Raw genomic sequence first — 13,341 nt, 5'->3', positions numbered from 1 at the left:
ATAACGTTCAAGGAATCTGAAATGCGGAGCCCTGGCGTCCCCAGTCTCGACCAATTGCAGGTATTTCTGACCGTTGTTGAGACGGGAAGCTTCGCGGCTGCGGGACGAAAGCTCGGGCGGGCGACTTCGGCTGTGAGCTATACGATTACCAATCTCGAGCAGCAGCTTGGGTTCAACTGTTCGATCGGGACCGAACGCGCAGGCCAACGCTGACGGCGATTGGCTCATCCGTTCTGTCAGAGGTGCGCACAGTGTCAGTCGGCGTGGACAGTTTGCGTGCCAGAATCAGTGCCGGGCGGCCTTGAGTCCGAACTCTCCATCGTCGTGGACGTCATGCTCCCGGCAGATCGCGTGGTCGACGCAATGGAGGCGTTCGAGAAGACATTTCCGACCGTCGCGCTGCGTCTCGAATCACACTGATGAAGTTGAACTCTGTAGTGCGAATTGCTGCCAGGCAATTAGCTCCGCGCCTAGGAGCATTTTTACTTCCGTATTTGTCCCTGATCCGAAGCAAGCCGACGCTCTAGTCCGCGGCGAAAAGCCCGATTTGGCAATGATGGGCCGCGCGGTGCTAGCCGACCCCCACTGGCCGCACGCGGCCGCACGTCAACTTGGCGTCGACCATGCGGCCTGGTCAAGCTCCTGGCCCCATACGCGTATGGCTGGATCGCCACGGGGCAACACGAGCGAAGTTGCCGGAAGAGGACAAAACGTCTTCCGGCGGATTTCGGCTTAGGCCGCGTCCAAGAATAGCTTGGTGTGAGCGACGAACAGCTCCGGATACTGGAAATGTGCGCCATGCCCAGAGTCCGGATAGACAATCAGCTGCGCATTCGGAATGTGCTGCGACAGAGTGAACGAGTTGATGGTCGGCACCATTATATCGTTGTGACCGTTAGCGACCAGAGTGGGCTGCTTGATTGTCTTCAAATCGGCGTACCGCTCTCCGCGAGGCTGACGCCACTCCATCAGCGCGGCGGTTTGGGCTTGCATGGTCTGAACGGACGAAGGGGGATCGGCGTCCTGCCTCTGATGACGGCGCTCCCAAAAGGCCCGGCCAGCCGCTTGGCTCTTCTCCGACGGCGAGAAAAAGAGAAACAGAAAATCCTCCAAAGCTGGCACCGGATTGCACGCAACCTCACGAACCCGCGGATTGGTGCCGGGCTCACCATTCCGAGGGCCCGTCCCCACAAGAACCAACCGCCTTACAAACTGAGGGTTCCGCAAAACAAAGCTTTGCGCGACGTAGCCCCCCATCGAAAAGCCGAGGACGTCCACCTGGGACAATCCGAGTGCCTTAACGAAGACTGCCAGATGGTCGCTCATCGCATCGAATGTGTCGGGAGTTTTCCCGGTCGAGCTTGCTACGCCCGCGTTGTTGAAGAGAATGACGGGACGTTCTTTAGCGAGCCCATCCGTCACCAGAGGATCCCAATTGTCGAGACCGCCTCGAAAGTGCTGCAGAAAAACAAGCGGTGTGCCGCTCTCCGATCCGAACCGCCTGTAGGCATACCGGACTCCACTTGCCTCAACCAGGCGAGTGGGAGCCGTGACGTGCGTCTCTTTAACCATATTTTTCTCCTTTTATAAACATTCATGATGACAGTCATGAAACCGTGCTCATAACTATCGTGGCTGATAGCGAGTGCTAGCTAACAGGTCGCTCGAGTGAGGAAACCATAAGTGTTTTTCTGGTTTTTTACTCACCCGAACTGACTTTCTCGCGACGATGTCGGACGACGAAGCAAAACTGCCCGCGCGATAATCCAAGCGTCAACGCAGTGTTTACGATGCTTCCTGCGGACGTCATATGCCGTGCTGCGCCTTGCGCGGCCTCCAATTCCGCTCCCACCACGGGTGGCAATTGCGGTGCGGTCATTCAATCGGAAGCTCCGCAAATTGATCGTCACCGTTCTTCATTGTCTTTTACGCCCGCGCTTTTCCTGAAAGGCACCGCCTCCTCCAGGCGCGCTCTCCAATGACTACGCAAGTCGCCACGGTGTCGCCGGTCCTGATGCGCGGCATGATCGGTCCATCGGCGATTCGTAGGTTGTCGATGCCAAAGACCTGGAGCTTGCTGTTGACGACTGACACTTCTTCGCGCCCACTCTTCACGGTGCAGGCTTGGTGCTAGAGGGCTGACGCCGCATCTCACGCGAAGCCTTCAATCGCGTCTCCTTTCAGGTTGTCCGGCATGACCTCACGTTTTGCCCACCATTGGAAGTGGTCGTCGTCGGGTGCGAGAGAGAACTTTTCTTCCCACTCGCCAAGAGCAACTAGAACCGGCCGCAAACCTTGGCCTTTCTCGGTCAATACGTATGCGTTGTATGGGCTGCCATCGGAAGAAGGGACTACTTTAAAGACCCCGTACTGTACGAGATCTCGGAGCCTCGCGGACAGTATGTTCTTGGCCAATCCGAGGCTCTTTTGGAATTCACCGAACCTAGTCAGCCCCTCGCACGCGTCGCGTACTAAGAGGAGTGACCACCCATCGCCGACCACATCTAGCGTTCTCGCGACGGCGCAGCCGGACTTTCTGTGGCTGGTTCGCCTTACCATCTCACCCCGACTCTTACTTGCGCCTCACCATGTGTTCCCGCGGATAAGGACGCGATCCATGATCGAGCAAAATCTAATGCGGCGGAGCGGCGGAAGATAGCGTCCATTCGACCGACTCTTGTGCCCGGTTGTCCGCGGCACGATGCAGATGCACAGTCGCGCCGCAGTGCTAATTGCCCCTCGACAATGCCCCTCCCCCTTGTGCGACTGCGGAGCTTTTGTGGTTCCTTCTCCATGTGGCCCGGCTTTACTCCATGTGGCCCGGCTTAAAGTGTGCAAATGGTTCGCAGAACATCAGCCAAACGCGCGGATTAGCCAAAAGGCCGCCTCATCTTCCACACGGTCGACCTTGTTCTGCTAGTCTTTTCACTCAGCCTGTAAGTCCCCGGTGAGGCTTTCAATTACCCACAAATTCTCCTCCGACCATGGCGCCCAGCGCCATGTCGGTGCCGGCCGGAAGCATCGCGATCTGTTGAAACCCGCCGCGCCAAAAATATTTATATGACAATTATCATATCAAATTGTCGTTCGCGGGTCATTCTTCGAACGTGTGAGGAGAGGTTAAGCGACAAGCTTGAATGCTATCAGAGATAGCGGACGTCAATGCACCTGATGGCGCCTCAAGGCGCGAAGCTCGCCGCGCTCAGCTTGTAAGCATGGGTTCTTGATCATTTCGAGTGCTGCAACTGTTACGTCGTCTTTGCATGCCGCAACTACAGATTGTCAATGGGAGAAATAGGGAGAGAATGGGGAGATCTATGGAAGAATACTGGTCACTCTTACGATTGAGCCCACAATCGCAGGGTCGATACTCTTGTGGAGTCTCTTCCTCCCGCCACGTGTCAATGATACGTGGTTCCGGAGCGGGATCGCACCGGAACACGACTCCTTGAATCTCTATCGGATCGAATTCCAGTCACCATGATTCTTTCGCATGCTCCGTGAGAGTTTGTGCCACTTAATGAAAATGCTCCTTTCCTCTTCCAAGCGATTCTAGAAAATGTGTTCACCAAGAGGGTCGGTGGGGGTCGTGGCGAATGGGTGGCTGACGCCGGAACGGCCTCCATCGGTTTCCCTACGACCTAGCCGGCGAACAAACGTATAGAAGGCGGGCGTGAAGAAGAGGCCAAAGCAGGTCACGCCCAACATCCCAAATAGCTCCGTTGTGCCGAGCGATTGTCGCATCTCAGCGCCTGCTCCGGTGGCGACGGCGAGCGGGGCAACGCCCAGGATGAACGCCAGCGAGGTCATCAGGATCGGCCGAAGACGCGTACGTGCAGCGTGCACAGCTGCTTCGCCGGGAGCAATGCCTTCCTCATCCTGCTGGCGCGCGAACTCGACGATCAGGATCGCGTTCTTGGCAGCCAGGCCGACGAGAACAACGAAGCCGATTTGCACCAGAATGTCGATGGGCATGCCCCGCGCGAGCAACCCTGTGACGGAGGCGAGCAGGCACATGGGCACGATCAGGATGATCGCGAGCGGCAGCTTCCAGCTTTCGTATTGCGCGACGAGAACGAGAAAGACGAAGAGCGCGGCCGCCCCGAAGACGAGAAGGGTCGGCGTGCCCCGTTGCTGTTGCTCGAAAGCGAGGTCAGTCCACTCAAATACAATGCCCTTCGGAAGGACATCGTGGGCGAGCTCCTCCATACGATACAATGCCGTGCCAGTGGCGACGCCCGGCGCCGCCACCCCCTGCACCTCGGCCGCTGGAAAGAGATTGTAGCGCGGCATGCGATATGGGATCGTTTTGCTCCTGAGTTGCGCCACTGTCCCGATCGGCACCATTTCACCGGACGTATTGCGTGCCTTCAGGCGAGCGATGTCCTGCGATGTGCGCCTGAATTCGCCATCACCCTGAACCCTGACCTGATAGGCGCGGCCAAGATAGTTGAAGTCGTTCACGTATTGCGAGCCAAGATACACCTTCAGCGTCGAAAAGACGTCGGTCAGCGTGAGGCCTACTTTCTCCGCTTTCAATCGGTCTATATCGGTATAGACCGACGGCGAACCTGTATTGAACAGCGTGAATACGCCGGCAAAGTTCGGATCCTTGTTGGCCGCTGCGACGAGCGCTTGGGCGGCCTTGACCAGCGCTTCGGAGCCGAGCCCGGCACGGTCTTCCAGCATCATCTTGAAGCCGCCCGCGCTGCCAAGGCCCTGCACCGGCGGGGGCGGGATGGTCAGCACGTTGGCATCGTTAATGACCGACACGCGCTTTCGCAAATCAACCAACACCGTGTTCGCGGTAACGCCGGGAAGGTCGTGATTGTAAAGTGATGGCAAGCCGGAGAACATCGTTGCTGCATTCGATGCCACCGTGAAGGTCGTGGCATCAAGGCCGGCGAAGGCCGCCACATGCTCAATCCCCTTCGTCCCCAGAATGATGTCGATGCCGCGCCGGACGACGTTTTCGGTCCGGTCCAGGGTCGAACCGGGCGGAAGCTGAACGACGTTGATCAAGTAGCCCTGGTCCTGCTCGGGAATGAAGCCGGTCGGCGTTTTCGCGAATTCGATGCCGGCAACGACAATCAGCCCCGCATAGACCAAGAACACGATGGCGCCGCCACGCACGAGTCGGCGCGTCAAGTTTCCATAGCCGAAAGAGAGTCGGTCGAAGCCACGATTGAAGCGGTCGAATGCGGCAAACAGCAGGCGCTGCACCCGATTTGTATACGTATCGTCGTGGACATAGTGCGGCTTGAAGAGCACGGCGCAGAGAGCTGGGCTGAGCGTCAGCGAGACGAAGCAGGAGATGAGTGTCGAAGCCGAAATCGTCACCGCGAACTGGCGGAAGAACAGTCCGGAAATGCCGGAGATGAAGGCCGACGGCACGAAAACCGCGCAAAGGGTGAGTGCAATCGAGATCAGCGCGCCGCCGACCTCGTCCATTGTCCGATGGGCGGCTTCGAGGGGCGACATACCCTCGTGCATGTTGCGCTCGACATTTTCGACGACGACGATCGCGTCGTCGACAACGATACCGACCGCCAGCACGAGGCCGAACAGGGACAGGTTGTTGAGCGAGATGCCGAAGGCCGCCAGTATCGTGAAGGTTCCGATCAGTGAGACCGGGATCGCAATGACCGGAATGATGGTAGCGCGCCAGTTCTGCAAGAACAGGAATACAACGCCAACCACCAGCAGGATTGCCACGAAAATCGTGACGATAACCTCTTTGATCGACTTTGCGATGAAGACCGTCGGGTCATAGATGATGATCGAGTCGACGCCGGGAGGAAACTCCTTCTTCAGCTCCTGCATCGCCGCCAGGACTTCATGTTCAACAGCGAGCGAGTTGGCGCCGGGCTCTGCATAGATGCGCAGTGCCGTTGCATTGCTGCGGTCCATGTAGGCTGTGCTGCCGTAATCGGCGGCGCCGACTTCGACGCGACCGATGTCGCGGACGCGAGTCACGCGGCCCCGGCCGTCGGACTTAACGACGATGTCCGCAAACTGCTCGGGTGTCGATAGCCGGCCGAGCGCTTCGACGTTGAGCTGATAGGCCTCGCGACTTTGGAGCGGCGGTTGGTTCAAGATGCCGGCCGCGACCTCCAGGTTCTGCTCACGCAGTGCTGAAAGCACTTCGCTCGCGTTGAGATCGTCGGCCGCAGCTTTGTCCGGGTCAAGCCAGACGCGCATCCCATATTCGCGACCGCCCACAAATTGCACGTCGCCGACGCCGGGCAACCGCGCCAGCACGTCCTTGATATGCAGTGTCGCGTAGTTCGACAAATAGAGCGTGTTACGCGACTTGTCGGGCGAGTACAGGTGAATGGCCAACAGGATGCTGGGTATAGCCTTGCGGACCTGCACGCCTAAGTGCTGCACGTCCTCGGGCAGGCGCGACAGCGCGTTCTGGACCCGGTTCTGTGTCAACATTTGCGCGACGTTGAGGTCGGTGCCGATGCGAAACGTCACCGTTATCGTGAGATTGCCATCGCCTGTCGACTGACTGCTCATGTACAGCGCGTTCTCGACACCGTTGATCTGCTGTTCAAGCGGCGTTGCGACGGTCCGGGCGACGGTCTCAGCGGATGCACCGGGATACGATGCCGTCACCTGCACAGTCGGAGGGACGATTTCCGGATATTGGGCGAACGGAAGGACTGCAAAAGCTCCCAAACCAACCGCCGTCACAAAGATGCTGAGCACGGTCGCGAAGCGGGGACGATCGATGAAGTAATGTGCGAGACGCATGTCGCGAACTCCATTCTCTAGCCCTGGCTTGCGGCGGTCGCGTAACGGATCGTGCCGTCCTGTGGTGCGACTTTTGCGCCCGGTGCCGCGTGCGGAATGCCGTCGATAATGACTTGATCGTTCGGCGCAAGCCCGGACCGGATCACGCGCAGGCCGCCCTGAAGATCGCCGATCTCGACCTGCTTGGGCACGACCGTACGGTCCGGACCGAGGGTCATGACCATGTGTTGTGACTGGTCAGGGAGCACGGCCGTGTCCGGCACCAGGAGAGCCTGAAGTGGCGCGCCCACGACAAGCCGCACGCGGGCGAACTCTCCCGCGATCAGGAGGCGATCGGGATTCGGAACGCTGGCTCGGGCGTGGATCGTACCGCTCGAGCGGTTGAGTGCGTTGTCCACGAAATCAAGCGTGCCTCGCCGATCAAACTCTGTCTCGTCGCTGAGCGCGATTTCGACTTTGCCTGCAATTTGCTTGACCCGCACACGATCGCGGGAAAAAGTCAAGAAATCGGACTCGCTCATATCGAAATCCAGATAGATCGGATCGATCGAGACGAGCGTCGCGAGCAATGTCGTCGGCGTTGTCGCGGCGCGGCTGCCGGCAATCAGGTTGCCGACGGAGACGAGATGCGTGCCGATGCGCCCAGTGAAGGGCGCCCGTATACTGCAATGTTCGAGATCGAACTGGGCGTCCCGGATCTGAGCCTTTGCGTCGTCCATGGCCGCCTGAGCGGTTTTCTGGTCGGCCGTGCGCTGATCCACGGCCTGTTCCGTTCCAAACGATTTGGTCGCCAGGACTTGAGCACGGTTGAGTTCGCGATCGGCGAGCGCGAGGCGCGCGCTTGCCGTCTTCAGCTGAGCATTGGCTTGTGCCAGCTTAATCTCGTAGGGGCGCGCGTCTATGGTAAAGAGCAGATCGCCCTGATGGACGATGTCCCCGTCCTTGAAGTGAATTCCGGCCAACGTGCCGCCGACCTGGGCGCGAAGCTCAACCTGCTCGATTGCGGAAAATTGACCAAGGAATCCAAGCGTCGAATCAACATCGCGCGCCAGCGGTTTGCTCACCACGACTTGTGGAAGGGCCGCAGGCGCTGCAGACGCGGCCGCGCCGCTCTGACGATAGGGAGCGGCGAGCCATGCCGTCACGACGAGGGTGGTGAGGCTCACAATCGCGCCAGCAAATTGAGTGCGTTTGGTGACGTGTTTAAGCGTCATCGTCCTTGATTCCCTACTAATGTTGCGGCGTTGGATCAGCCGCCGATGCGGTTGGTAGCCTGCCGGACATCGATCTAGTTTCGGCAAAAAGTACCATTGGTAGATCACATCAGCGTCGGCGCCCTTAAAGACCCATCACAAGTGCTGACAGTCTGGATATTGGGTGACCGTCTCCAGTGATTGCGGACCCGTCTGTTATAGCAGCAGGCGGTATTCGCTCGAAGACTGCCGATTGTGTGCGTTTCGCACTGAAAGGTGCGCATTTCCGAAGTGAGACATTCATCTAGTTAGCGATCGCTTTCGGAGCCGGGCAGGTGCGTCAGATACTCGTAAATGGCACCCAGTTCGTCATCGTCCATCTTGCCGAACGTACGCCAATTCATCTTTTCGCTGAGTTGGTGTCCGCTCGGGTCTTTGCCCGTGCGTAGAGTAGCGATGAACTGTTCCCGGCTCCAATCCGCGACCAAGCTCAATCCTGGCCCAATTGGGGCCCATTGACCCTGGACACCTCCGGTCAATTGCTGGCCGTGGCATTCCCGGCAGTCATGATAGGACAGGATGTATTCGCCATACTGGATGGTCGGTGCTTTGAGCGGCGCTGTGATGACGCCGGTCTTGACCGGTTTGCCGGATGGAAATTGGTCGGTTCCCACCATGACAAGACCGTGGAGATTGAGCTGGTCGGGCGGCTGCGGCGTGGCCGCACCGGCCGCCGGGAGCCAGCGGATATAGGCGATTAGCGCGCGGATGTCGTCATCGCTCAGATTGCCGGCATTGGTAAGCGACATGATCATGAGACGACGGCCTTCGGCGTCGATGCCATTGCGAACGGCCCGGAAGATCTGCCCATCCGACCACTGTTTCAACGGTCCCGCCGGTGTGAGATTGGACGATACAAACGCCCCCAGATAGGCCGGCAGATGCTCGCCGATATCTTTGCCTCCCGTGAAAGTCCCGGTCGGTGAATGACAGCCTCCGCAGAAACTGCCGGCAATGGCCCGGCCGCGCTGGATCTGTTCGTCGCTTCCCTCGACTCGCAGCTCCGGCACCGGTGCGCGGCGTGAATAATACTGTTTGTAATGTCCTACAGACGCGGCGATGCAGGTCAGGAACAGGACGATGGCGATGAGCCCGGCCAATGCCGCCCCAGGCCATCGAAGCGACATTTTCTTCGCCTGCCGGACGCGGAGGCTGAGACAAGCGAACAGGGCAGCGCCAGCGAGCAGCGCCGCAAGCAAAATAAGATTATGCATGTCGTTTATCGGGTTGTGATTTTCTCAGAGACGAACCCGCCCCGCTACAATGAAATCATATAATGGCCGAAACTCTGCTGCCAGTTTGAGCTGGTTGGCATGGACATGTCCATTGAACTCGGCTGCTTCTGGTTCGTGGATGGATGTGCTACTCATTTCGATTTCACGGCGACGACTGGCCTTTTGTGCGCACGAAGCGCTGCGGATGACGGTCGTCGAAAGGTAGTGAGGCATGGCACCGTACGATAGAATGCATTCAGCCGAATATTGTGTCCGATTGTCCGCACGGTAGAGCGAACATATGGTATTCACGACGACCTACTCGATCGCATTGCCCCGCAGCTGGATCAAATCGCTCGGTTCTTGCGAAGGCGGATGGCAAGACTAGATCCCGTCGGCCAGAACGATCACTCGTCTCATGACGGTTGGACGTGATACGCTCTCGAAGGCGGAGACCGTCACTGTCGCGGCGGTCGGAGTTGGCGTACCAACCTTGGTCGAGGCACGCGAGATCATCGCCGAATTCCACTTGAAGACCCGGCGCAGAGCCGCCGCCGAGCTGTCACCATGGATCGAGCGCGCTCGCGCCAGTCTCGTTGCCTCATTCGCCGGCGGCGTTACGAATGACGAAGCGGCGGTTCGGGCGGCGATCACCTTGCCTTGGTCCAACGGATCACCCGCCCAAACTCGTCAGGCGGCAAATGTATGGCCGCGCCAAAATCGATCTGCTCCAAGCCAGGCTAATCGGCGCGGAATAGAGTGGAGTCGTACCAAGATTGCGTCGGAGCCGATTGTGGACGCCGATCCCCGGCTCATGGGGTCAATATTGCAGGCCGAAACACACTTCGGATGGCAACTAAGGGGTATATAGCCCCTCAGAGCCTGAGCGGGATGCCCGCGACTGTCATCCGAGCAGGCTTCGACTCGCAACGTAGGCCTGTGCCTGCCGTAAATCATATCCGGCCATATTGATGGTGCATTCCACCTCGATCGGGCGGCAGACGATATTCCCGGCCCACTCAACGCCGCGATGGACCGGGGGCATCCTTGTTCAATGACAAATGAGTGCGCGTGGTGTTGTACAACGAGGTTTGAGAACGCCCACAGGACCGTTCCTCGCGAGGTTCTTTATCGGCATCATCCTTGGTTTGGTCGCCAGGTTTGCATTCATGGTGCCGTCGACAAGTATGGTTTTGTCTTCTTCCGCTGCACGCCCGAGCAGATCGGGGTCTTGAAGTGCCGGCCTGGATATTCGACCGGACGGCATACCCTGGGCTTTTGGCAGCTCAACCGTGTGTCAGCACGGAGGCACTTGCGGCGCTCTCCGCGCTGCTCGATCTGTCGTTGAAGGATCAACGCCATCAGCAGCCCTGCTTTCTGACGCATCCGGAGCCTCTCACGATCAGAATCGGGGAGAGATCATGTCACGCGTGACGAGAGACCAAGGAAAGGATACCGACACAACCGACGATCGCGCCCGCAGCATCAGATAGATCTGTTCGGGAGCGGCACGTCGAACGACGCCACCGGCACGCCCGCATGGCCGGAGCTGCCGGCGGAAGCGCGGGCAGCGCTATTCGTCGCGTTGCGCCTTGGTAGTTGCTGGCGGCAGGCCGAGAAAATGCGGAGCTCCATCCTCCCGCTGCCAATGCAAGATCGAAGTGCCGCACAGCACAACAGGTGGTCGCTTTGAACACGCGCCGAGCAGCATAGGAACAACGCCCAAAGCCATATCGTCTCCGATGATCACATCGGCCCGGAACTCGCGGAGAGCCTGCTGCATGCCGGCGTGCTGCGCGGGTATGGTATCGATGAAGAGTAGCTCCATGGCAACGCGGAGCCATTCCGGTCCCAGCGCGATGTCTTTCAGCTCGGGGGCCGTCGTATGTTGATGCCCCAAATCAATGTCTGCGGCTGGCGGAAAGGACATGAATTTTGCGCCTACGGCTTCGATCCGCTGGCGCAGGACGCTTCGTGACGCGAATGTGACTTCGTGCTTTTCTTCGATCAATATGTGGGCGATCGCCAATAGAGGATTCAAATGACCTGTCGCCGGTATCGAAACCACTAGAACTTTCATGCGCTTCTTCTGTTTTGGGTCCCCTCGCTCAAAGGCCACCACACTACACAAATGATCTAGCTGCTTCACACGGTCACCTTTGCTGGGGAAGCGCTACCGTTTGCCTTCGAATCGCTCAAAATTGACTACCTACGCAACAGAACAGACTTTGCGGACGAGACATCGCTTTGCATGCGCCGACGGCGCTTTCATGCGTTGCTGCTTATAAGCTTCCGCTCCCCTTTCCACTGGATCAGAAGAGCGGAACACATGGAACCGGGTGTTTGAGAAGGTGCTTCTTCGGTTAGTTAGCGGCTGCGTCCGTCGCTTCCGCCAGCACTCGCGAGAGCTGAGCTTCAATATCCCGGCTACCTGTCACACCATGCCGAGAATAAAGTGTTTCCATGACGTATTCTGAGGAATTGTAGCTTATGAAGACCTTGCCTCCCGCGTCTTCGTACACGAGTGCCTTGAGCGGAAGATCTATCGCAAGCGTTGGCTGTTTAAGAAACGACGGCGTGCCGAGCCGCGGGTTGCCAAACACCAACACCGTTGAGGGAGGCATTTTCGAGCCGACAGATTCCGCAGCTGCAGCATGATTGAGCCTCGTGAAGATCATAAATCCGCGCTCTTTAAGGGCGGCCTCAAGGCGATCAAGTGTGACGGCGGCCGAATGCTTGCTTTGCTTCGTGATGATGCCGGATTGCCCCGCTGCAGACATAATAGTCCCGAGAAACACTAGGACCATCAAAAAGAGCCAGCTCAGGATATGGCGCCGCGCGATGGGATTCCTTCTATTTTCGTTGAGGTTCAAGCGGCGATAGGGGTTACTTCGAATTTTTTCCAACAGACCACTGAGCGGTCGATAGTTTCTACACCATGCGCGCAATCGGCCCGCAAAGGTTGCGATTCCTATCTTGCCGATCGACGGGAAGATTCGTCGACACGGCCGGACCCCAGACCACCTCAAGCGCCGTAGTCGGAAGCTCCATCGCAACACGAAGGGCCTATCAAACCGGTTGAGTACGCATCCGCCGCGGTACTAAAGTTTCCAGGTTTTGAAGAACCATCCTCCTTTGGCACCGATGGCTCTGAGTCGGTCTCCCACATTACCCTTCATGCTACGATTCCAGATGTCTGGTGCTTGTGAAGATCGCGAGGGCCAATGTTTCATTGCTTTTTGACCACACCGAACTGCTGAACCAGGCGCCGCCCAAGTTCAGCCGCGGTTTTACCGCACATAGCTATCGAGCCATCTGCCCCGACTTCTTCGATGATCACCAGATCACACTGATTATCTATGACAACACTGATATCAGTGTCCATTTCCAACTCAAAAGCAATGATGTCGAACTTGCTCATGCTGCTTCCTCCCTGCATTTATTTCAGAACTTTTGCGTCGAAACGAACCCGCCCCGCAAACGATGAAATCATGGGATGACAGCTCCGCTGGCGGAACACCTCCATTGCACTCGGCTGCTCCTGGTTCGTGGATGAAGCTGCTAGCGCTTTCGATTCCATGGCGACGACTGTCCCTTTGCGCGCACGAGCGCTGCGGTTGACGACCGTAGAACGCTAGTATGGCATGGCACTGTAGCGATAGAATGCATTCAGCCGAATATTGCGTTCGATTGTCCGCACCGCAGAGCGAGCAATTGAGGCCGACGGTGTCCAGGCCAACTCGACCAACGCCGGGCTCGCCGACTTCCTCATACTGCAGCTCCGACGGGTCCTCGGCTTCATAGGTGCGAATACGTTGGGCCATGACTTACCCCTTGTTTAGCTGAGGTTGAAACGCCGCGACGACACGCGGCGCGTCGAAATACTCGCGCAGCTCGGCAATCTTCCCGCCCTCGGCGCGCAGATAGAGAATGTAGGTCTGGTTGTAAGGACGTCCCGTGCTGATCACGGTGGCCTTCGCGGTAAACTCAGCGAAGACTGCGTCTTCGCCTTTCACACGATAAACTTTCGAAACTTCAACTTGGAAGTCGCGAACATCGTCCAAGAAGCCTTTGACGCTCTTGGCGATCGCAGCCATGCCCTTCAACGGGCTGCT

Annotated in this window: 11 protein-coding genes and 2 pseudogenes; 3 read left to right on the top strand and 10 right to left on the bottom strand. The window is 58.0% G+C overall.

All coding sequences use genetic code 11. The features are described 5' to 3' along the window. On the top strand, positions 1–213 hold a 213-nt coding region (locus tag ACZXDY_RS41900; RefSeq protein WP_464349512.1), incomplete at its 5' end, for a LysR family transcriptional regulator. 63 nt (positions 214–276) lie between these two features. After that, positions 277–420, top strand: coding sequence for a hypothetical protein (locus ACZXDY_RS41895; RefSeq protein ID WP_464349511.1), 144 nt, complete (start codon positions 277–279; stop codon positions 418–420). A 312-nt stretch (positions 421–732) separates the two neighbouring features. Here the strand turns inward: ACZXDY_RS41895 and ACZXDY_RS41890 are convergent, their stop codons facing one another. The 6 genes and pseudogenes from ACZXDY_RS41890 to ACZXDY_RS41865 form a co-directional block, all read right to left on the bottom strand. Next, a complete protein-coding gene (locus ACZXDY_RS41890) occupies positions 733–1,572 on the bottom strand; it encodes an alpha/beta fold hydrolase (protein ID WP_464349510.1) in 840 nt (279 codons plus the stop codon). Between the two features lie 354 nt (positions 1,573–1,926). After that, positions 1,927–2,130 (bottom strand): annotated as a pseudogene (locus tag ACZXDY_RS41885) (GMC oxidoreductase); the annotation flags it as partial. A gap of 21 nt (positions 2,131–2,151) precedes the next feature. Beyond that, positions 2,152–2,559, bottom strand: a complete 408-nt coding sequence (locus ACZXDY_RS41880) for a winged helix-turn-helix transcriptional regulator (protein WP_464349509.1) — start codon at positions 2,557–2,559, stop codon at positions 2,152–2,154. A 993-nt stretch (positions 2,560–3,552) separates the two neighbouring features. Beyond that, positions 3,553–6,759 carry an efflux RND transporter permease subunit gene (locus ACZXDY_RS41875; RefSeq protein ID WP_464349508.1) on the bottom strand — a complete coding sequence of 1,069 codons (3,207 nt, stop codon included), beginning with the start codon at positions 6,757–6,759 and terminating at the stop codon, positions 3,553–3,555. A gap of 17 nt (positions 6,760–6,776) precedes the next feature. Next, positions 6,777–7,973 carry an efflux RND transporter periplasmic adaptor subunit gene (locus ACZXDY_RS41870; protein ID WP_464349507.1) on the bottom strand — a complete coding sequence of 399 codons (1,197 nt, stop codon included), beginning with the start codon at positions 7,971–7,973 and terminating at the stop codon, positions 6,777–6,779. Positions 7,974–8,260: 287 nt separating this feature from the next. Continuing rightward, the gene (locus tag ACZXDY_RS41865) at positions 8,261–9,226 is read right to left on the bottom strand and encodes a c-type cytochrome (RefSeq protein ID WP_464349506.1); all 966 of its coding nucleotides are present in this window, start codon (positions 9,224–9,226) and stop codon (positions 8,261–8,263) included. 388 nt (positions 9,227–9,614) lie between these two features. Here ACZXDY_RS41865 and ACZXDY_RS41860 point away from each other — a divergent pair. Then, a pseudogene (locus tag ACZXDY_RS41860) lies at positions 9,615–9,984 on the top strand (transposase); the annotation flags it as partial. An 815-nt stretch (positions 9,985–10,799) separates the two neighbouring features. Here the strand turns inward: ACZXDY_RS41860 and ACZXDY_RS41855 are convergent. The 4 genes from ACZXDY_RS41855 to ACZXDY_RS41840 all read right to left on the bottom strand — a co-directional run. Continuing rightward, positions 10,800–11,306, bottom strand: a complete 507-nt coding sequence (locus ACZXDY_RS41855) for a hypothetical protein (protein WP_464349505.1) — start codon at positions 11,304–11,306, stop codon at positions 10,800–10,802. Positions 11,307–11,589: 283 nt separating this feature from the next. Next, positions 11,590–12,132 carry a DUF302 domain-containing protein gene (locus tag ACZXDY_RS41850; RefSeq protein ID WP_464349504.1) on the bottom strand — a complete coding sequence of 181 codons (543 nt, stop codon included), beginning with the start codon at positions 12,130–12,132 and terminating at the stop codon, positions 11,590–11,592. Positions 12,133–12,455: 323 nt separating this feature from the next. Next, positions 12,456–12,647, bottom strand: coding sequence for a hypothetical protein (locus tag ACZXDY_RS41845; protein WP_464349503.1), 192 nt, complete (start codon positions 12,645–12,647; stop codon positions 12,456–12,458). Positions 12,648–13,053: 406 nt separating this feature from the next. Continuing rightward, positions 13,054–13,341, bottom strand: a 288-nt coding sequence (locus tag ACZXDY_RS41840; protein WP_464349502.1) for a nuclear transport factor 2 family protein, incomplete at its 5' end; no start/stop codon positions are given.

Source organism: Bradyrhizobium sp. LeoB3 (assembly GCF_055456055.1).
This window is presented reverse-complemented; position numbering and strand designations above follow the sequence as displayed.